This is a genomic window from Nonomuraea salmonea, assembly GCF_042428605.1.
Classification (GTDB): Bacteria; Actinomycetota; Actinomycetes; order Streptosporangiales; family Streptosporangiaceae; genus Nonomuraea; species Nonomuraea salmonea.
In genome coordinates, this window is sequence record NZ_JBHMCF010000011.1 from 1120282 (window position 1) to 1138677 (window position 18396).

The window sequence follows — 18396 nt, forward strand, 5'->3', positions numbered from 1 at the left end:
CGGCATCACGAACACCCCGACAAGGAGCCTTCCTGTGGCCTATGACATCGTCGTCCTAGGAGGCGGCAGCGGCGGTTACGCCTGCGCCCTGCGGGCGGCTGAGCTGGGCAAGTCGGTCGCCCTGATCGAAAAGGACAAGATCGGCGGCACCTGCCTCCACAGGGGATGCATCCCCACGAAGGCCCTGCTGCACTCCGCCGAGATCGCCGACGAGACCCGCGAGAGCGAGTCCTACGGCGTCAAGGCGAGCTTCGAGGGCATCGACGTCCAGGGCGTCCACGCCTTCAAGGACAAGATCGTCACTCGGGCCTGGAAGGGCGTGCAGGGCCTGCTGAAGGCCGCGGGCGTGACGATCGTCGAGGGCGAGGGCAAGCTCGTCGGCGCCAACCGGATCCAGGTCGGCTCCGAGGTCTACGAGGGCCGCAACATCGTCCTGGCCACCGGTTCGGCGCCGAAGACGCTGCCCGGCCTGAAGATCGACGGCGAGCGCGTCATCACCAGCGAGCACACGCTCAAGATGGACCGCGTCCCCGCCTCGGTGGTCGTCCTCGGCGGCGGCGTCATCGGCGTCGAGCTGGCGAGCGTCTACCGCTCCTTCGGCGCCGAGGTCACCATCGTCGAGGCGCTGCCCCACCTGCTGCCGACCGAGGAGGAGTCCAGCTCCAAGCTGCTCGAGCGGGCCTTCCGCCGCCGCGGCATCAAATACGAGCTGGGCGTCTTCTTCGAGGGAGCCAAGACCACCGAGACCGGCGTCGTCGTCACCCTGGCCAACGGCAAGACCCTCGAGGCCGAGCTGCTGCTCGTCGCCGTCGGCCGCGGCGCGGTCTCGGCCGGCATGGGCTTCGAGGAGCAGGGCATCGCCATCGAGCGCGGCGCCGTCGTGGTCGACGAGCACTGCCAGACCTCCGTGCCCGGCGTCTACGCCATCGGCGACCTCATCCCCACGCTGCAGCTCGCCCACGCCGGGTTCGCCGAGGGCATCATGGTCGCCGAGCACATCGCCGGGCTCAACCCGCCGCCCATCGACTACGCGGGCGTGCCGCGCATCACCTACTCCGACCCCGAGGTGGCCTCGGTGGGCCTCACCTCGGCGCAGGCGGCCGAGCGCGGCATCGAGATCGTCGAGCAGGTCTACGACCTCGCGGGCAATCCCAAGAGCCAGATCCTCGGCACGGCGGGCGCCGTGAAGGTCGTCGCGCAGAAGGACGGGCCCGTCGTCGGCGTCCACATGGTGGGCCGGCGCATCGGCGAGCTCGTCACAGAAGGCCAGCTCATCTACAACTGGGAGGCCCTGCCCGCAGAGGTCGCCCAGCTCATTCACGCACACCCGACCCAGTCCGAGGCCATGGGTGAGGCGATGCTGGCTCTGGCCGGCAAGCCGCTGCACGTACACAACTAGTCCAGCCCTCGAGATCAGAACGCGAGAGAAGAATAACGATGCCGGTCTCCGTACAGATGCCCCAGCTCGGCGAGAGCGTGACCGAGGGCACGGTAACCCGTTGGCTGAAGAAGGAGGGCGAGCGCGTCGAGGCCGACGAGCCGCTCCTCGAGGTGTCGACCGACAAGGTCGACACCGAGATCCCGTCGCCGTCCGCGGGTGTCCTCACCAAGATCGTCGTGGCTGAGGACGAGACGGTCGAGGTCGGGGCCGAGCTCGCGGTCATCGACGAGAACGGCCAGCCCGGCGGCGCCGCCCCGGCGCCCGAGGCGGCCGCCCCGCCGGCTCCCGAGCCCGAGCCCGAGCCGGAGCCCGAGCCCGCCCCCGCCGCCCCGGCCTCCTCGATCCCGCAGCCGGCTCCGGCGCAGCCCGCCCCCGCGCCTGCGCCCGCTCCTGCCCCCGCCCCGCAGGCCGCCCCCGCTCCGCAGGCGCAGCCCGCTCCCGCCGTGCCGTCGGGTGAGAGCCCCTACGTGACGCCGCTGGTGCGCAAGCTCGCCAACGAGCACGGGGTCGACCTCGACTCCATCACCGGCACCGGCGTCGGTGGCCGCATCCGCAAGCAGGACGTCCTCGAGGCCGCCAAGGCGCAGCGCGAGAAGGCCCAGGCCGCCGCCGCTCCCGCCGCACCGGCCCAGGCGCCCGCCCAGGCCGCGCCCGCCGCCGCCCCGGCCGCCGCCGCTCAGGCTCCGGCCGCCGCCGGTCCCGAGCCGGTCGAGGTCGACACCACGCTGCGCGGCCGCACCGAGAAGATGTCGCGCCTGCGCCAGACGATGTCCAAGCGCCTGGTGGAGTCGCTGCAGACGGCCGCCCAGCTCACCACCGTGGTCGAGGTCGACGTCACCAAGATCGCGCGGCTGCGCGACCAGGCCAAGGCCGAGTTCCAGCGGCGTGAGGGCGTCAAGCTCACGTTCATGCCGTTCTTCGAGCTGGCCGCCATCGAGGCGCTCAAGCAGCACCCCAAGCTCAACGCGACGATCAACAACGAGACCATGGAGGTCACGTACTTCGACGTCGAGCACCTGGGCATCGCGGTCGACACCGAGCGCGGGCTGATCGCGGCGGTCATCAAGAACGCCGGTGACCTCAACCTCGCCGGCCTGGCCCGCAAGACGGCCGACCTCGCCGAGCGCACCCGCGCCAACAAGGTGACGCCCGACGAGATCACCGGCGGCACGTTCACGCTGACCAACACCGGCAGCCGTGGCGCGCTGTTCGACACGCCGATACTCAACCAGCCGCAGGTCGGCATGCTCGGCACCGGCGCGGTCGTCAAGCGGCCCGTGGTGATCGACACCGCCGAGGGCGAGGTCATCGCGGTGCGCTCGATGGTCTACCTGGCGCTGACCTACGACCACCGCCTCGTCGACGGCGCCGACGCCGCCCGCTTCCTGACGACGATCAAGCGTCGCCTGGAGGAGGGCCGCTTCGAGGCCCAGCTCGGCCTCGCGTAGTCACGCGGCCGTGCGGCCTTGGAGCCTCGCGGCCCGCTGCTCGCCGACCGGCCGGGCGGCTCCCCTCACGGGGGGCCGCCCGGCCGTCGCGTTCCCACGGCGGCTCCCCTGACGCGCCTTCCCCTCCCCGCCCACCGGCGTGCCCTCCTCCGCCCGCTCGCCGTGCGTTGCCGGGCCGGTGGCCGTCGGCGGCGTAGGGTGCGGGTATGGCGATCATCGTGACGGGGGCGTCGGGGTTGCTCGGGACGGCGCTGGCCGAGGCGCTGGAGGCGCGCGGCCGTGCGGTCGTGCGGCTGGTACGCCGGCCTCCTCGCGGGCCTGGTGAGGCGTTCTGGCAGCCCGCAGAACAGGTCGTGGACCTGGCGCCGCTGGAGGGGGCCGAGGCGGTCGTGCATCTCGCCGGGGCGCCCATCGCCGAGCGGCGGTGGACGCCCGCGTACAAGCGGGAGCTGCTCTCCAGCCGGGTCGAGGGGACGCGGGTGCTGGTCGACGCGCTGCGGGGGCTGTCGAGGCCGCCTGAGGTGCTGCTGTCGGCATCGGGCGTCGACTTCTACGGCGACACCGGCGACCGGTGGGTGGACGAGGAGCAGGGCAAGGGGCGCGGATTCCTGGCCGAGCTGTGCGAGCGCTGGGAGGGCGCGGCGGCGGGGGCCGGGGAGGCGGGCGTCAGGACCGTGTTCCTGCGGACCGGGCTGGTGCTCAGCGGGCGGGGCGGCGCGCTCGGCCGGATGCTGCCGATCTTCAGGATCGGCCTGGGTGCGCCGCTCGGCACGGGCAGGCAGTACTGGTCGTGGATCAGCCTGGACGACTGGGTGGGGGCGGTGCTGCACCTGCTCGGTGCGCGTGAGCTGCACGGGCCGGTCAACCTCGTCTCACCGGCCCCCGTCACCAACACCGCGTTCACCCGCGAGCTCGGCAAGGCGATGCGCAGGAGCACGATGCCGATCCCGGTGCCGGCGTTCGCGCTGTCGGCCGGGCTGGGCGAGTTCGCCCGCGAGGGGCTGCTGTCGAGCCACCGCCTGCGTCCGGCCAAGCTGCTGAGCGGCGGATACGGCTTCGCCCATACCAGTCTCGACGAGGCGCTGCGGGCCGTACTCTAGTGGCCTGTTCGTCGTTTTCCGCGCGTGGGGGGCTCTGACATGAACCGGTCCGGACAGTCGCACATCCTGGCGATCGGGGGCGGGTCGTTCCGCCCGAGCAGGCGCCACGGCCAGATGGAGGCGAGCGGGCTGCTGCGCTACGGGCTCGACCTCACCGGCCAGGACCGGCCGAAGCTGGGCTTGGTGGCCACCGCGTCGGGCGACTCCGCCGACTGGATCCTGAAGATGTACGGCGCGTTCGCCGGCTGGGACGTCGAGGTCAGCCACCTGACGGTCTTCCCGATGCCCAACGTGCCCGACCCGCGTGCCTGGATGCTCGACCAGGACATGATCTACGTCAGCGGCGGCAGCGTGGCCAACCTGATGACGCTGTGGCGGCTGCACGGGCTTGACGAGGCGTTCGAGGAGGCGTGGCGGTCCGGGGTGGTGCTGTCGGGCCAGAGCGCGGGCGCGTTGTGCTGGCACGTCGGCGGCAACACCGACTCCTTCGGGCCCGACCTGGCGGTGTGGGCCGAGGGCATGGCGCTGCTGCCCTACTCGTGCGGGGTCCACTACGACTCCGAGCCGCAGCGGCGGCCGCTGCTGCAAGCGTCGGTGGCCTCCGGCGAGCTGCCCGGCGGTTACGCCGCCGACGAGGGCGTGGCGCTGCACTACGTGGGCACCGAGTTCATCCAGGCGGTGAGCGTGTCGGCGGGCGGCTACGCGTACAAGGTGGAGCGCGAGGGCACGGACGGGGTCAAGGAGTTCAGGATCGAGCCACGGTTGCTGACCCCCTGATTACCCTTCAAGGGTGAGGGAACGGCACAATAGGCTCATGCGCCCCATCCCCGGGGACGATCCCCACGCACTCGCCATCGTCCGCCTCGGTGTCGACGTCCCCTACGAGCAGGCCTGGTCCCTGCAGCGCTGGGTGCACGGCAAGCGCGCCGCAGGCGAGCTGCCCGACACCGTCCTGATCCTCGAGCACGCCCCCGTCTACACCGCGGGCAAGCGCACCGCGCCGCACGAGCGGCCGTCCGACGGCACCCCAGTCGTCGACGTCGACCGGGGCGGGCGGCTGACGTGGCACGGGCCGGGGCAGCTCGTCGCCTACCCCATCGTGGCCGTCACCGACGTGGTGGCCTACGCCTGCCGGCTCGAGGACACGATGATCCAGGTGTGCGCCGACTTCGGCGTGACGGCCCGGCGGGTGCCTGGACGCGCGGGCGTGTGGGCGGCCGGTGACCCGGCGCTCGGCCTGCCCGACCGCCAGCTCGGCGCGGTGGGGCTGCGGCTGTCGCGCGGCGTCACCATGCACGGGTTCGCGCTCAACTGCGCCAACGACCCGAGCTGGTTCAACCGCATCACGCCGTGCGGTCTCCCCGACGTGGGCGTCTCCTCGCTGTCGGCCGAGACCGGGCGGCGCATCGTGGTCGAAGAGGTCATGCCGATCGCGGAGAAGCGGCTGGCGGAGGCGCTCGGCAGGCAGCCGTTCGACCTCCACGAGGAGGATCTGCTGCGCCGGTAATCGAATCGGCACGGAAAAGCAGCGGAAGCATGTCCTGGGTTCGGCTTACGATCCCGGTGTGAAGCGCCTCACAGCCCTCCTGCTCGCGTGCGCCGTCCACCTCCTGACGCTGGCCTTCGTCGCGCTGGGCAGCTGGGTGATCGTGCGCGAGCCCGACTCGGTCCTGTGGTGGTTCGTGGGGCTGCTCTGCCTGGCGGTCGGGTGGGCGCTGCGCCCCCGGCTGGGCCGGTTGCCCGCCGACGCCGAGCCGGTCGGCATCGACGGCGCTCCCGAGCTGCACGCGCTCGCCCGCCGGGTGGCGGCCGAGATCGGGGTCAGGCCGCCCGCCACGATCGCAGTCGTCGACCTGAGCCCCGAGACCAGCTACGACCGCGTCGGCGTGGCGCGCACCCCCGTCCTGCTCGTCGGGCTGCCGCTGTGGCTGGCGCTGCCGCCCAGGCAGCGGGTGGCGCTGCTGGCGACGGCGTACGCGCGGCTGCCGACCGGCGACGAGCGGGTGGTCAGCGAGGCGCTGTACACCCTCGACGCGTGGCGCGACGCGCTGCTGGGGGCGGCGCCGCTGCAGGTGAGGGAGCAGGCCCAGGAACGCATCGCGTACGCGCTGGGCGGCTCCCAGGCGCCCGACACGACGTACGACGTGGCGACCTTCCTCGGCCGGGTCGTCGGCCGGGTGCTGGGCGGCCCTGTGCTGCTGCTGCGCTACATGCTGTCGCGGCTGGCCCGCTCGGGCGAGCCGCGCGTGCGTGCCAGGCAGCGCGCGCTGGCCCGGCGGGCCGTCCCCGAGGAGGACCTGGCCGAGCTGGACGAGCAGGCGGCCGGCGGGCGCTACCTGGCGCCGATGCAGGCGGCGGCGCTACGCGGCGAGAGCGTCGCGGCGATCAGGGCGGCGGCGCTCACCAAGTTCCAGCTCACCGCCGACGGCGTGCTGCCGTCGGCGCCCCCGTCGGAGCTGCTCGGGGTCGAGGAGTCGGAGCGGATCGACGAGGAGCTGGCCCACCACTACGCGCGGGCCGTGCGCGGGTTCGGGCTCATCTCCTGACCCTGGAACCGGGCGCTTCGCCGGGAGACGTAAGCTGAGAACGTGACCGTTGCTCCTGAAGGCCGAAAGCTCCTCCGCCTGGAGGTGCGCAACGCCGAAACCCCTATCGAGCGCAAGCCCCCGTGGATCAAGACCAAGCTGAGGACGGGCCCCGAATACACCGAGCTGAAATCGCTCGTGCGCCGGGAGGGCCTGCACACGGTCTGTGAAGAGGCGGGCTGTCCCAATATCTACGAGTGCTGGGAAGACCGCGAGGCGACCTTCCTGATCGGCGGCGACCAGTGCACCCGCCGCTGCGACTTCTGCCAGATCGACACCGGCAAGCCTAAGGAATACGACCGCGACGAGCCGCGCAGGGTGGCCGAGTCGGTCCAGCAGATGGGCCTCAAGTACGCCACGGTGACCGGCGTGGCCCGTGACGACCTGCCCGACGGCGGCGCCTGGCTCTACGCCGAGACCGCCAGGCAGATCCACGCGCTGCTGCCCGGCTGCGGCGTCGAGCTGCTGGTGCCCGACTTCAACGGCAACCGCGAGCAGCTGGAGGAGGTCTTCTCCAGCAAGCCCGAGGTGTTCGCCCACAACGTCGAGACCGTGCCGCGCATCTTCAAGCGCATCAGGCCGGCCTTCCGCTACGAGCGTTCGCTCGGCGTGCTCACCACGGCCCGCGAGGCCGGGCTCGTCACCAAGTCCAACCTGATCCTGGGCATGGGCGAGACGCGCGAAGAGATCGTCGAGGCCATGCGCGACCTCCACGAGGCCGGCACCGACCTGCTGACGATCACCCAATACCTGCGGCCGACGCCGCGCCACCACCCGGTGGAGCGCTGGGTCAAGCCGGAGGAGTTCGTGGAGCTGCAGGCCGAGGCCGAGGCCATCGGGTTCGCCGGCGTGATGTCGGGGCCGCTGGTGCGCTCGTCGTACCGCGCGGGCCGGCTCTACCAGCAGGCCATCGAGGCGAGGCAGACCGCCTGACCCCATGACGTGAGCCCCGGGACGGTGTCCCGGGGCTTCCTTCATGCCCGCATGCGGGGCGGGCGCGGCGTGGTTAGCATGTCAGCGCAGCCGATGGAGGGGACGACCCGCATGGCCATCCTGATCCGCACGAGCGATCTGCCGGCCAAGGATCGCCACGAGGCGTGGCGGTCCATCGTGTGCGACACGCTCGGCCCGCTCGACACGCACATCGCGCCGGGCGCGCCGCTGCGGGGCGAGATCGAGCTGGGCAGGCTCGGGCCCATGAGCGTGGGCCGGGTCCGCACCTCCACGCCCCACAGCATGCACCGCACGCCCGGGCTGATCCGCCGCGACGACCCCGGGCTCTACCGGGTGGTGCTGGTGGTCTCGGGCGGCGCCCGGCTGGAGCAGGACGGCAGGCAGGCGCGGCTGGGCGCGGGCGAGTTCGCCGTCTACGACTTCGGGCGGCCGTACGAGCTGGCCTACGACGCCTCGGTCAGGCTCGCGGTGTTCAGCTTCCCGCACGACCTGCTGGCGCTGCCCGCGGGCCAGGTGGCGCCGTTCACCGCCGTGCCCATCGACAGCGCGTCGGGCACGGGCGCGCTGGCCGCGCCGCTGCTGCGGCGGGTGGCCGACGACCACGCGACCTACCGTCCCGACAGCGCCGCGCGCCTGGCCACGGTGGCGATGGACCTCATCGGCACCGCCGTCGCCGAGCGCGCCGGCCGTACCGACGAGTTACCCGAGGAGGCGCGGCGGCGGACGCTGCTGCGACAGGTGCACGCCTTCATCGAGGAACGGCTCGGCGACCCCGGACTCGACCCGGCCACCATCGCCGCCGCCTGCCACATCTCCGTGCGCTATCTGCACCGGCTGTTCGAGTCGGAGCACACCACGGTCGCCGCGTGGATCAGGCGGCGACGGCTCGAACGCTGCCGTGCCGACCTGCTGGCGGGCGGCGGCCTGTCGGTCAGCGCCGTCGGCGCGCGGTGGGGGTTGCCCGACTCCGCGCACTTCAGCAGGTTGTTCCGGCGCGCGTACGGCGTGCCGCCCGCCGAGTTCCGCCGCGCCCACGCCGTGCACTGAACGTCAATCGTCCTGGCACTCACGTGCAAGACCGCGGGGTCCCGCGCGCGGCATGCTCATGGCATCCGAAAAGCGCGATGGAGAGAAGGGACCCCGAGCGATGCAGCTCTTCGTGAACCTCCCCGTCAAGGACCTCGCCAAGTCCAAGGAGTTCTTCACCGGCCTCGGCTTCACCCTCTTCGGGATGATGGACGGCATGGCGTCGGTGGTCATCAGTGAGCAGACGCAGGTCATGCTGCTGGAGGAGCCGGTGTTCGCCGGTTACGTCACCAAGGAGATCTCCGACGCCGGCACGGCGACCGAGGCGATCCTGGTGCTCGGCATGGAGAGCCCGGCGCAGGTGGACGAGCTGGTGGACAAGGCGCTGGCGGCCGGCGCCACCCCGGCGGGCGTGCGGCAGGAGGACGGCGTGCGTTACCAGCGCGGCTTCGCCGACCTCGACGGGCACCACTGGGAGGCGCTGTGCCTGGTTCAGCCCGCGCGGTGAGCCCCTCGATGAGCCCCTCGATGAGCACGGTCGTCGCTTCCGCGGACGGCACGCCCATCGTCTTCGGGCGCTGCGGCTCAGGCCCGGCGGTCGTGCTGGTCCAGGGCGCCTTCGCGGACCGGAGCGACCCCACGATGGCGGCCATCGCGGCCGGGCTGTCCCGGTGGTTCACGGTGTACGCCTACGACCGGCGGGGACGGGGTGACAGCGGCGACACCGCGCCGTACGCGGTCGAGCGGGAGATCGAGGACCTGGCCGCGGTGATCGGGGCGGCGGGCGGGACGGCCATGGTGTTCGGCGGCTCTTCGGGGGCGGCGCTGGCGCTGGAGGCCGCCGCGGTCACGTCCGCCGTCACGCATCTGGCGGTGTGGGAGCCGCCGTACCACGTGGACGACTCCGCTCCCCCGCTGCCCGGCGACTTCGCGGGGCAGCTCGGCGCGCTCGTCGCGGCCGGGCGGCGGGGCGAGGTCGTGGAGCGGTTCATGGTGGAGGCGGCCGAGGTGCCGGTCTCCATGCTGGACGCGATGCGCGGGCATCCGTCCTGGGCCGCCATGGAGGCGGTGGCGCACACGCTGGTGTACGAGGCGGCGGTGCTCGGGCCGGGCAACGCCCTGCCGGCCGCCCGGCTCGCCGGGCTCACCCAGCCGACGCTCGTGCTCAACGGGGGCGAGAGCCCGGCCTGGATGGCGAACGCGGGCGCGGCGGTGGCTGCGACGGTGCCGGGGGCGGTGCGGCGCGTACTGCCGGGCCAGGCGCACAACGTGACCCCGGAGGCGCTGGTCCCCGAACTCCTGGAGTTCTTCGTGGCGGCCTGACCGCGCGACGCGGTGCCGCTGCCCTGGTTCCCGGGCGTTCCAGGTGCGGGAGGGCGGGTGGCGGACGGTCGAGGGCGAGCAGGTCGTACGCGCCGGGCGTAACGCGGCCGACCTCCCCTGGCCGTAACCGTGAAAATCTAGGTCACAAGGGAAGAACGGCGGGGGTTGCGTTTTCCCTCCCGCACCAGTTGGTTTGTATCCTTCTGAGCATGGCAAAGTCCGAGGACCCAGAGAAGCCGGGGCGCATCAAGCAGCTCCGCATGATCGCGAAGATCATTCAGCAGGCCAACCCCAAGGGTATGCCGATCGTCTTCCTTTCGGCGGTGGGCACGCTGGCGGTGGTCGTCGTGATCGGCCTGGTCACGGACTACTTGTGGTATTCGGTGTTCCTCGGCATCCTGGCCGCGTTCACCGTCGGCCTGGTGGTCTTCGGGCAGCTCGCCCAGAAGGCCCAATATTCGATCCTGCACGGCCAGACCGGCGCGGCCGCGGCCGTGCTGCAGGGCATGCGCGGCAACTGGCAGGTCACCCCGGCCATCGCGGTCAACCGTGACCAGGACATCGTGCACCTCGTGGTCGGCTATCCCGGCGTGGTGCTGGTGTCCGAGGGGCCGGGCAACCGGGTGGCGAAGATGCTCAAGGCGGAGAAGCAGCGCATCTCGCGGGTGGTGCTGGGCATCGAGATCTACGACGTGCAGTGCGGCGACGGCGAGGGCCAGGTGCCGCTCGGCAAGCTGCAGCGCCACCTGATGAAGCTGCCGCGCAACCTGAAGAAGCCGTCGGTCAACGAGGTGAAGGACCGCCTGCGCTCGCTGCCGCGCAACATGCCGATGCCGAAGGGCCCGATGCCGAAGGGCGCCCGCATTCCGCGCGGCCCCAAGATGCGCTAGTGCTGTCGCCTTCGTCGCGGGCCAACCGCGGCTGGTGGGACGGCAACGCCGACGACTACCAGGTCGAGCACGGCGGGTTCCTGCGTGACAGCGGCTTCGTGTGGGGCCCTGAGGGGCTCGACGAGGCCGACGCGGGCCTGCTCGGCGACGTGCGCGGGCGGCGGGTGCTGGAGATCGGCTGCGGCGCCGCCCAGTGCGCGCGGTGGCTGGTGACGCGCGGGGCGCGGGTGGCGGCGTTCGACATCTCGCACCGCCAGCTCCGCCACTCCCAGCGCATCGACCTCGACAGCGGCGTCCGCGTCCCGGTGGTGCAGGCCGACGCCGAGCTGCTGCCGTTCGCCGGTGAGGCGTTCGACGTGGTCTGCTCGGCGTACGGCGCGCTGCCTTTCGTGGCCGATCCGCCGGCGGTCTTCCGCGAGGTGCGCAGGGTGCTGCGGCCGGGCGGGCGGTTCGTGTTCTCGGTGAGCCATCCGATCAGGTGGGCCTTCCCCGACGATCCAGGGCCACGGGGGCTGACCTCCGACCGGTCCTACTTCGACCGCTCCCCCTATGAGGAGCGCGACGAGCGCGGCACGCTCACCTACGTCGAGCACCACCGCACGATGGCCGACTGGGTCAACCTGCTGGCCGCGTCAGGTCTGACGATCACCGGGCTGGTCGAGCCCGAGTGGCCCCAGGGGCACGAGCGGGTGTGGGGCGGCTGGAGCCCGCTGCGCGGCCGGCACCTTCCCGGCACGGCCATCTTCAGCTGCGCGAATATCTAGCCGCCATGGCGTGGAAGAGCTCCCTGGGCCGATGGCGGGTGCCGTCGAGCATGGTGACGACGCCGTACGAGCCGAGGTCGGCCGCGCCGGTGCGGGTGTAGGCGGCGTAGGTGAACCACAGGGCGGTCTCGACGCCCTCGGCCTCGAAGACGTCGAGCAGCTCATGGAAGTAGCGCACCTGCTCGCCCTCGTCGCGCACCGCACCGTCCGGCACCGCCCAGGCCATGCCGCCGCGCTCGCCGGCTCCCTGGTAGGGGCAGGTGCCGAACTCGGTGACGGCGACCGGCTTGCCGTGCTTGAAGTGGGCGCGCAGCTCGTCGGCGAAGTCGTGGGCGTTGTAGGAGGCGCGGTAGGCGTCGACGCCGACCACGTCGTACGGCGTCCAGTCCACCTGCTCCCAGGGCGCGGCCGCGTACGACACCCGCCCGCCGAACCGCGGCCGCACCGCCTCCACCACCCGCGCCAGGTAGGCGTTGAAGCGCGGCATGACCCGCATGAGGTCCATCCACCACGCGACGTCGGCGGCGCCCAGCGCGGCGAGCCTGTCGCGGTAGGTCGCGCCCTCGATGTAGCCGGGGCCGAAGGCGGTGATCTCGCAGCCGGTGACGTACGTGATCGCGGCGCCGTTCCTGCGCAGCGACTCGGCCTGGGCGGCCGCGTCGGTGAACAGGTCGAGCATCTCGTCCTCGGTGAGGTCGACGGGGAAGGGCGCGTACCAGATCTCGAGGCCCGCGGCGGCGGCCTGCTCGGCCGCGACGGCCAGTCTGCGCGGGTCGCCGCCGGAGACGCGGACCGCCTGGCAGTGCAGCTCGTCGGCGATGACGCGCATCTCGCGCGCGACGGTGGCGGGGTCGAAGGTCTTGCGTGAGAGGTCGTCGCCGGGCAGGAACCCGGTGTCGTAGTTGATGCCCTTCTTCATGATTTATCCCCATCGTCAGGTGAAAGCCCGTGTTCGAGGAGGTCGAAGGCTACTTCGACCTCCTCCTGGAGCAGCCGCTCGGCCTCCTCCAGCGGCACGCCCGTGAAGAGCCGCTGGAAGAACGTCTCCTGCAGCGTGGTGATGACGGCGGTGATCTGCGCCGCCATGAGCCGGGGCGCCAGGCCCGCGTCCGGCATGGCGGCTTCGAGCGCGGCGGCCAGCTCCTCGCGCTCGCCCATGTTCGTCTTGTAGACCTCCGACAGCAGCGCGGGACTCGACGCGACCACCTGCACCCTGGTGATCAACGCCTCGACGGACGTCCCGGCGCCGCGCCTGACGATGCCCCTGCAGTACTCGCGCAGTGCCCCCAGCGGCGTCTGCCCCTCGCGCCGGCCCTTCACGGCCGCGGCGTAGTCGTCCTTGATCGCGTCCAGGACCAGGCATTCCTTGCTGGGAAAGTACGAGAACAGCGTCACCTTGGCGACCCCGGCCGCCTCGGCGACCTCGTTGACGGTCACCGCGTCGTAGCCGCGCTCGCCGAACAACCGCAGCGCCGTCTCGGCGATGCGCTGCCTGGTCTGCTCCTTCTTCCGCTCCCTGAGCCCCGCCATCATCATGCGGACAGCATAAAACCGTACCGGGTAAAAATCCATACCCGGTACGACTTTTCACCGAGAAGGCGTCACATGCGGACGACGACCGTGTTGGACACGCGGTCGTGCACGCCGCGGTGGTCGCGGTCCCAGATGACGGCGGGCACGGCCAGGGAGAGCAGCACCGTACGCACGAGGACGGGCATCCCGCGCGGGTCACGCCCGTCCATCGCGGCGACCCTGACGCCCATGAGCCGGTGGCCGAACGTCTGCCCCATGAAGCCGACGAGCAGCAGATATTGAACGGCGAACACCAGCGCGGGCGCCCACGGCGACTCGGCCGGGTTCATCCTGAGCAGCAGTTGCACGACCACCCACGTGCAGATCATCCAGTCGATGACGAGCGCGCCGATCCTGCGCCCCCATCCGGCCACCGACCCGCTGCCCTCCTGGGGCAGCCCCAGACGCTCTCCCGGGTAGCCGAGATCGACCCCCGCGGCGCGGACGCCGCCCAGCCAGGTCTGCGTCCACCGAGGCTCCTTGCTGCTCATGCACTCCACGGTAGCCGCACGCGGGGCCGGTCCGAATTGTGACCCGAGCGCGTCGTGAGATCCGCCAAAATGGTCGCCATGCCACACGGAGATGACCTTGACCAGCGCTTCACCGACGTCGTCGGACAGATAGGCCCCGAGCAGCAGCGCGAGATGAGCGCGGCGGCGAAGAGGGGCGCCAGGGCGTCACGGCGCGCCATGAACACCGAGCCCGAGCCCTTACGCCGCGAGCCCGAGTGGGACCAGCCGGAGCCGCCACGCCGCAGGACGAGCGCGGCGTGGTGGGCGGGCGCCGTGCTGTCGGTGGTGATCCTGGTGGGCTGGGTGGTCGTGGAGTTCCGCCCCGACCTGGTCCCCTTCACGGGCGTGGTGCCCGAGGAGACCACGGCCGTCCGGGGCCCGGTGAAGGAGAACGGCGCGTCCGACGCGGCCGTGAGTGACTCCGCCGAGCCGTTCAAGGGCTCGCCGGCCGAGAAGTGGCCGACCGGCGCCGCCGGGTTCGTCATGCCGCCCGCCGAGGCGGTCGGCGGGCTGTCGAAGCAGGACGTCGCCAGGGGCCTGGCGCGGACGCGCAAGCTGCTGACCGGGGCGTACCTCGACAGGAAGATGATGATGGGCGGCCGGCCCACGGCGTTCACGCGGCAGCTGCACCCCGAGCAGCGGGCGAACTTCCGCAAGGAAGGCGCGGCCACCTGGCTGCCGATCTTCGCGCCGAAGACCGCCGAGTTCGCGTCCACGATGATCAAGGTGAAGGGCCGGACGACGATCTCGGAGTACAAGGAGGACGGGCGGACCGGCGCCAGGCTCAGCACGAGATACCTCATCGCGTACGCGATCCAGCGGCCGGGCCAGGCCGATTCGGCCATCCGGCTGGTCGCCGAGCACGAGGGCGCGGTGACGGTCTTCCGCCAGGACGGCGAGCTGGTCATCTGGGCCGACAGGTGGGGCGCGGACATCGCGCCGGCCCGGTGCGACGTGGACGACGACTACATCCACCCCATGTACGCCGACTCGCCGGCGGATCTGACGGTGCCGAACGGCAAGGCCGCGGATCCGTACGAGCTGGACGACACGCCGGACGACGGCGAATGCCAGGCCGTCGAGGGGACGTGAGCGGCCCCCCGCAGGCCCTGTGACCAGGCAGACCGCGCGTAACACGTGCGAAACAATCGGGACACCGTACGGAAACGGCCACGCCCTAGCGTCGCCATGATGGCCAGTCCCCAGGGAGGTTCGAGAGTGTTCAACTCCGCCGACGACGTCCTGAAGTTCATCAGTGACGAAGGGGTGCAGTTCGTCGATGTCAGGTTCACCGACCTGCCGGGGACGACGCACCACTTCACCTTCCCGGTCGAGAACTTCAGTGCGAGTGTCTTCACCGACGGACTCATGTTCGACGGCTCGTCGATCCGCGGCTTCCAGCAGATCCACGAGTCCGACATGCTCCTTCTGCCCGACCCCTCCAGCGCCGTGCTCGACCCGTTCCGTCAGCACAAGACGCTCAACCTCAACTTCTTCGTGCACGACCCGCTGACGGGCGAGGCCTACAGCCGCGACCCGCGCAACGTCGCACGCAAGGCGGAGGAATACCTCAAGGGCACGGGCATCGCCGACACGGTCTACTTCGGCCCCGAGGCCGAGTTCTACATCTTCGACGACGTGCGCTTCGAGACGAAGCAGAACGCCGGCTACTACTACATCGACTCCATCGAGGGCGCCTGGAACACCGGCAAGGCCACCGAGGGCGGCAACCTCGGCTACAAGCCGCGCTACAAGGGCGGCTACTTCCCGGTGCCGCCGATGGACCACTTCACCGACCTGCGCTCCGAGATGGTCCGCAACCTCATCGAGGCCGGCATCGAGGTCGAGATGCAGCACCACGAGGTCGGCACGGCCGGGCAGGCGGAGATCGACTTCAAGTTCGGCACGCTGCTCAAGACGGCCGACAACCTCATGCTCTACAAGTACGTCATCAAGAGCACGGCCCTCGAATACGGGCACACGGTGACGTTCATGCCGAAGCCCATCTTCGGTGACAACGGCTCCGGCATGCACTGCCACCAGTCGCTGTGGAAGGACGGCTCGCCGCTCTTCTACGACGAGGTCGGCTACGCGGGCCTGTCCGACACCGCCCGCTACTACATCGGCGGCCTGCTCAAGCACGCCGCGTCGCTGCTGGCGTTCACCAACCCGACGGTCAACTCCTACCACCGTCTGGTTCCGGGCTACGAGGCTCCGGTCAACCTGGTCTACTCCCAGCGCAACCGGTCGGCCTGCGTCCGCATCCCGATCACGGGCTCCAACCCGAAGGCCAAGCGCATCGAGTTCCGGGTGCCCGACCCGTCGTGCAACCCGTACTTCGCGTTCTCGGCCATGCTGATGGCCGGCATCGACGGCATCCGCAACAAGATCGAGCCGCCGGAGCCGGTCGACAAGGACCTCTACGAGCTGCCGCCGGAGGAGGCGCGCCAGGTGCCGCAGGTGCCCGGCTCGCTGCCCGAGGTGCTCGCCGCCCTGGAGGCCGACCACGACTACCTGCTCGAGGGCGGCGTCTTCACGCCTGACCTGATCGAGACGTGGGTGTCGTACAAGCGGGAGAACGAGGTCGACCCGATCCGCCTCCGCCCGCATCCGCACGAGTTCGAGCTCTACTACGACGTGTAAACACGCGGCTTCTCAGAACGGCCCGGCATCGCTTCCCGATGCCGGGCCTTTCTCGTGTCGCGGAAACGCCGCGGAAACAGGCCGTCCCTTCTCCTGTCCTGTGGAACGTCCGAACAGGCAGGAAAGGGAATCGCATGGCATTCACCAGGTCGGCCACCGCCACCACCGTCACCACCGTCACCACCGTCACCGCCGTCACCGCCGCCGCCACCCTCACCCTCATCACGCCGGCGACCTCCTTCGCCGCGGCGAGTTCATCCGCGGCGAGTTCGTCCGCGACGAGCTCATCCGCGACGGCGGCGAAGCAGGCCGCGGCGGTCATCTGCCCGATGGAGGTCGTCAGGAGCACCCGGCGCCACTTCCCGACGAAGACCGGGTGGGGCTGGAGCAACTTCTTCAGGAAGGGCAGCACGGTCAGGGTCTACCAGGGCGAGACCCGTAAGATCGCCGACGGGCTCGTGGTCGTGAAGACGACGACGGTGGTGGGCGACACGCGCTTCTGGGTGGACCAGCGCGACATCGCCCGGGCCGGCGCCTGCATGTCCTAGCCGCGCGGGTCAGCCGAAAGATGTAGGGCGATCTCCCACAGCGGCAGGAGGCCGCGCGGACGGTGCCTGACTAGGCTTTTCGCCAAGATCCGTACGCGATGCAAGGACTGCCCATGGCTTCTGCCCGGAAGACACTGTTCACCGGTTCGCTCACCTTCGTGGTGGGGCTGGCGCTCTGGTTGTTCGGGCTCGATGAGGAGATCGTCATCTTCACCCCGTCCAAGATCGGCGTCGTCCTGATGGTCCTCGGCGGCCTGGAGACCCTGTACGGGGTCTACAAGCTCAAACGGCCCGAGGACGCCGCCGGCTAGGCGGTGAAGGCCGGGGAGGTCGGCGTGAGGAGGGCCGATTTCGGGGTGAGGGGCCAGAGGGTGGTGAGTTCGGTCGTCAGTGTGGACAGCAGATCAGTCAGGTCGGCTTCGGCCGTTTCGTGCAGGGCTTCGGCGATGATCAGGGCGTTCGAGGTCTCGTCGCGGACGGCCGACAGGCCGCTCTGGCGGTTGGTCCAGCGGCGGGCGTGGGCGCGGCCCTCGGCGTCGGCGAAGACGACCTCGCCGGCGGGCGGGTGCTCCGTCTCGCCGGCGAAGGTGAGGTATGTTTCGTCGCCCTTGGCGTAGCGGACCTCGATGGAGCCGGCGATTCTGGAGACGTCGAAGACCGCGATCGGGACGGCGTACGCGATCGACAGGGCGTTGCACAGGTCGATCAGGGGGTGGAGGGACGGGAGCGCGCCCTCCTTCCTGAAGCGGCGCAGCAGCGACTCCGACGCGCACCTGTACTGCGTGGGCTTGAGCCCCATGCGGGAGAAGGCGCGCCGCCACGCCTGGATCTCCGGCAGGTCGCTCTCGGAGGCGGTGGCGAGCCTGGCGGCGGCCCGTTCGGTGTATGCCACTACGCGGTCCTGTACGGAGACGTCCGGCGTGATGCCTTCGGCGTACAGGGCCATGGGGACGAGGGCCGGGAAGTCGGTCCAGATGGCGGCTGAATGCTGCAAGCGCATCGGTCCTCATTCCGCTGGAAGGCTGCCGGGGTCGTTTCCCGGCAGCCTATAGCGGGGCCGCGCGTTATCGGTGCAGGCGGTACAGGACGTGGCGGAGGATGGGGCTGTCCTTCGGGAGCCTGGGGTGGTCGAAGTCCTCGGCCGGGTCGCGGGTCATGCCGAGGCGTTCCATGACCGAGCGCGAGCGCCGGTTCTGGACGGCCGTCATCGAGATGATGGCGTCCAGCCCGGCCTCCTCGAAGGCGTAGCGGGCGGCGCGCCTGGCGGCCTCGATGGCGTAGCCGTGGCCCCAGGCGGAGCGGGTCAGCCGCCAGCCGATCTCGACGGCGGGCAGGAAGGGCACGTCGAAGGTCTGCAGCGCCAGCCCGGTGAACCCGATGAACCGGCCGCTGTCACGCACTTCGAGTGCCCAGAGCGAGTAGCCGCGCTCGTCGAACTGCCGCTCGATCCGATCCACGAAGGCGTCGCTCTCCTCGCGGGTCATCAGGGCGGGGAAGTGCTCCATGACCTCGGGGTCGGCGTTCATGGCGGCGAAGGGTTCTTTGTCCTCCTCGCGCCATCGGCGCATGATCAACCGTTCTGTCTCCATC

At 71.0% G+C, this 18396-nt stretch carries 21 protein-coding genes; 16 read left to right on the forward strand and 5 right to left on the reverse strand.

What is annotated here, in order from left to right:
• The first annotated feature begins 34 nt into the window (after window positions 1-34).
• From lpdA to ACFFR3_RS15620, 12 genes are all read left to right on the forward strand, one after another.
• Entirely contained in the window at window positions 35-1399 is a 1365-nt protein-coding gene (gene lpdA, locus ACFFR3_RS15565) for a dihydrolipoyl dehydrogenase (protein ID WP_345400895.1), read from the forward strand.
• Window positions 1400-1437: 38 nt separating this feature from the next.
• Complete coding sequence (gene sucB / locus ACFFR3_RS15570) at window positions 1438-2889, forward strand: 2-oxoglutarate dehydrogenase, E2 component, dihydrolipoamide succinyltransferase (RefSeq protein ID WP_379483321.1); 1452 nt, start codon at window positions 1438-1440, stop codon at window positions 2887-2889.
• A gap of 206 nt (window positions 2890-3095) precedes the next feature.
• Window positions 3096-3989 (forward strand): TIGR01777 family oxidoreductase, encoded by an 894-nt coding sequence (locus ACFFR3_RS15575; protein WP_364374061.1) that lies wholly within the window; start codon window positions 3096-3098, stop codon window positions 3987-3989.
• Between the two features lie 39 nt (window positions 3990-4028).
• Complete coding sequence (locus ACFFR3_RS15580) at window positions 4029-4766, forward strand: Type 1 glutamine amidotransferase-like domain-containing protein (protein ID WP_345400880.1); 738 nt, start codon at window positions 4029-4031, stop codon at window positions 4764-4766.
• Window positions 4767-4803: 37 nt separating this feature from the next.
• The gene (gene lipB, locus ACFFR3_RS15585) at window positions 4804-5496 is read left to right on the forward strand and encodes a lipoyl(octanoyl) transferase LipB (protein WP_345400877.1); all 693 of its coding nucleotides are present in this window, start codon (window positions 4804-4806) and stop codon (window positions 5494-5496) included.
• Window positions 5497-5554: 58 nt separating this feature from the next.
• The gene (locus ACFFR3_RS15590) at window positions 5555-6535 is read left to right on the forward strand and encodes a M48 family metalloprotease (protein ID WP_345400874.1); all 981 of its coding nucleotides are present in this window, start codon (window positions 5555-5557) and stop codon (window positions 6533-6535) included.
• 42 nt (window positions 6536-6577) lie between these two features.
• Entirely contained in the window at window positions 6578-7507 is a 930-nt protein-coding gene (gene lipA / locus ACFFR3_RS15595; protein WP_345400871.1) for a lipoyl synthase, read from the forward strand.
• Window positions 7508-7618: 111 nt separating this feature from the next.
• Window positions 7619-8575, forward strand: a complete 957-nt coding sequence (locus ACFFR3_RS15600; protein WP_345400868.1) for an AraC-like ligand-binding domain-containing protein — start codon at window positions 7619-7621, stop codon at window positions 8573-8575.
• A gap of 100 nt (window positions 8576-8675) precedes the next feature.
• On the forward strand, window positions 8676-9062 hold the full coding sequence (locus ACFFR3_RS15605; protein ID WP_345400865.1) for a VOC family protein: 387 nt from the start codon (window positions 8676-8678) through the stop codon (window positions 9060-9062).
• Window positions 9063-9082: 20 nt separating this feature from the next.
• Window positions 9083-9877, forward strand: a complete 795-nt coding sequence (locus ACFFR3_RS15610) for an alpha/beta fold hydrolase (protein ID WP_379483322.1) — start codon at window positions 9083-9085, stop codon at window positions 9875-9877.
• Window positions 9878-10086: 209 nt separating this feature from the next.
• The gene (locus tag ACFFR3_RS15615) at window positions 10087-10767 is read left to right on the forward strand and encodes a DUF4191 domain-containing protein (protein WP_345400856.1); all 681 of its coding nucleotides are present in this window, start codon (window positions 10087-10089) and stop codon (window positions 10765-10767) included.
• Window positions 10767-11531 carry a class I SAM-dependent methyltransferase gene (locus ACFFR3_RS15620; protein ID WP_345400853.1) on the forward strand — a complete coding sequence of 255 codons (765 nt, stop codon included), beginning with the start codon at window positions 10767-10769 and terminating at the stop codon, window positions 11529-11531. Before ACFFR3_RS15615 ends, ACFFR3_RS15620 begins: the two co-directional genes overlap by 1 nt.
• Here ACFFR3_RS15620 and ACFFR3_RS15625 read toward each other — a convergent pair.
• From ACFFR3_RS15625 to ACFFR3_RS15635, 3 genes are all read right to left on the reverse strand, one after another.
• Window positions 11512-12450: a glycoside hydrolase family 113 protein gene (locus tag ACFFR3_RS15625; protein ID WP_345400850.1), complete on the reverse strand. Its 939-nt coding sequence runs from the start codon at window positions 12448-12450 to the stop codon at window positions 11512-11514. The two genes, ACFFR3_RS15620 and ACFFR3_RS15625, sit on opposite strands and share 20 nt — an antisense overlap.
• Window positions 12447-13067, reverse strand: a complete 621-nt coding sequence (locus ACFFR3_RS15630) for a TetR/AcrR family transcriptional regulator (protein WP_364374080.1) — start codon at window positions 13065-13067, stop codon at window positions 12447-12449. Before ACFFR3_RS15630 ends, ACFFR3_RS15625 begins: the two co-directional genes overlap by 4 nt.
• A gap of 65 nt (window positions 13068-13132) precedes the next feature.
• Complete coding sequence (locus ACFFR3_RS15635; protein ID WP_379483323.1) at window positions 13133-13594, reverse strand: RDD family protein; 462 nt, start codon at window positions 13592-13594, stop codon at window positions 13133-13135.
• 78 nt (window positions 13595-13672) lie between these two features.
• Here ACFFR3_RS15635 and ACFFR3_RS15640 point away from each other — a divergent pair, with 78 nt between their 5' ends.
• The 4 genes from ACFFR3_RS15640 (at window position 13673) to ACFFR3_RS15655 (ending at window position 17117) form a co-directional block, all read left to right on the forward strand.
• Window positions 13673-14707, forward strand: a complete 1035-nt coding sequence (locus ACFFR3_RS15640) for a hypothetical protein (RefSeq protein WP_345400846.1) — start codon at window positions 13673-13675, stop codon at window positions 14705-14707.
• 126 nt (window positions 14708-14833) lie between these two features.
• Window positions 14834-16258 carry a type I glutamate--ammonia ligase gene (glnA, locus tag ACFFR3_RS15645; protein ID WP_345400843.1) on the forward strand — a complete coding sequence of 475 codons (1425 nt, stop codon included), beginning with the start codon at window positions 14834-14836 and terminating at the stop codon, window positions 16256-16258.
• A gap of 134 nt (window positions 16259-16392) precedes the next feature.
• The gene (locus ACFFR3_RS15650) at window positions 16393-16806 is read left to right on the forward strand and encodes a hypothetical protein (protein ID WP_345400840.1); all 414 of its coding nucleotides are present in this window, start codon (window positions 16393-16395) and stop codon (window positions 16804-16806) included.
• A gap of 113 nt (window positions 16807-16919) precedes the next feature.
• Window positions 16920-17117 (forward strand): DUF5708 family protein, encoded by a 198-nt coding sequence (locus ACFFR3_RS15655; protein WP_345400837.1) that lies wholly within the window; start codon window positions 16920-16922, stop codon window positions 17115-17117.
• Here the strand turns inward: ACFFR3_RS15655 and ACFFR3_RS15660 are convergent.
• Both ACFFR3_RS15660 and ACFFR3_RS15665 read right to left on the reverse strand, forming a co-directional pair.
• Window positions 17114-17806 carry a B3/B4 domain-containing protein gene (locus ACFFR3_RS15660; RefSeq protein WP_345400834.1) on the reverse strand — a complete coding sequence of 231 codons (693 nt, stop codon included), beginning with the start codon at window positions 17804-17806 and terminating at the stop codon, window positions 17114-17116. The two genes, ACFFR3_RS15655 and ACFFR3_RS15660, sit on opposite strands and share 4 nt — an antisense overlap.
• Window positions 17807-17870: 64 nt before the next feature.
• Window positions 17871-18395: a GNAT family N-acetyltransferase gene (locus ACFFR3_RS15665; RefSeq protein ID WP_379483324.1), complete on the reverse strand. Its 525-nt coding sequence runs from the start codon at window positions 18393-18395 to the stop codon at window positions 17871-17873.
• Between the last annotated feature and the right edge of the window lies 1 nt (window position 18396).

Coding starts and splice junctions, on each gene's coding strand:
- ACFFR3_RS15665 (WP_379483324.1), bottom strand. CDS start 18,395: ATGGAGACAGAACGGTTGATCATGCGCCGATGGCGCGAGGAGGACAAA.
- ACFFR3_RS15650 (WP_345400840.1), top strand. CDS start 16,393: ATGGCATTCACCAGGTCGGCCACCGCCACCACCGTCACCACCGTCACC.
- sucB (WP_379483321.1), top strand. CDS start 1,438: ATGCCGGTCTCCGTACAGATGCCCCAGCTCGGCGAGAGCGTGACCGAG.
- ACFFR3_RS15640 (WP_345400846.1), top strand. CDS start 13,673: ATGCCACACGGAGATGACCTTGACCAGCGCTTCACCGACGTCGTCGGA.
- ACFFR3_RS15625 (WP_345400850.1), bottom strand. CDS start 12,450: ATGAAGAAGGGCATCAACTACGACACCGGGTTCCTGCCCGGCGACGAC.
- ACFFR3_RS15575 (WP_364374061.1), top strand. CDS start 3,096: ATGGCGATCATCGTGACGGGGGCGTCGGGGTTGCTCGGGACGGCGCTG.
- ACFFR3_RS15580 (WP_345400880.1), top strand. CDS start 4,029: ATGAACCGGTCCGGACAGTCGCACATCCTGGCGATCGGGGGCGGGTCG.
- ACFFR3_RS15655 (WP_345400837.1), top strand. CDS start 16,920: ATGGCTTCTGCCCGGAAGACACTGTTCACCGGTTCGCTCACCTTCGTG.
- ACFFR3_RS15630 (WP_364374080.1), bottom strand. CDS start 13,067: ATGATGATGGCGGGGCTCAGGGAGCGGAAGAAGGAGCAGACCAGGCAG.
- lipB (WP_345400877.1), top strand. CDS start 4,804: ATGCGCCCCATCCCCGGGGACGATCCCCACGCACTCGCCATCGTCCGC.
- ACFFR3_RS15615 (WP_345400856.1), top strand. CDS start 10,087: ATGGCAAAGTCCGAGGACCCAGAGAAGCCGGGGCGCATCAAGCAGCTC.
- ACFFR3_RS15600 (WP_345400868.1), top strand. CDS start 7,619: ATGGCCATCCTGATCCGCACGAGCGATCTGCCGGCCAAGGATCGCCAC.
- ACFFR3_RS15605 (WP_345400865.1), top strand. CDS start 8,676: ATGCAGCTCTTCGTGAACCTCCCCGTCAAGGACCTCGCCAAGTCCAAG.
- ACFFR3_RS15610 (WP_379483322.1), top strand. CDS start 9,083: ATGAGCACGGTCGTCGCTTCCGCGGACGGCACGCCCATCGTCTTCGGG.
- ACFFR3_RS15635 (WP_379483323.1), bottom strand. CDS start 13,594: ATGAGCAGCAAGGAGCCTCGGTGGACGCAGACCTGGCTGGGCGGCGTC.
- ACFFR3_RS15660 (WP_345400834.1), bottom strand. CDS start 17,806: ATGCGCTTGCAGCATTCAGCCGCCATCTGGACCGACTTCCCGGCCCTC.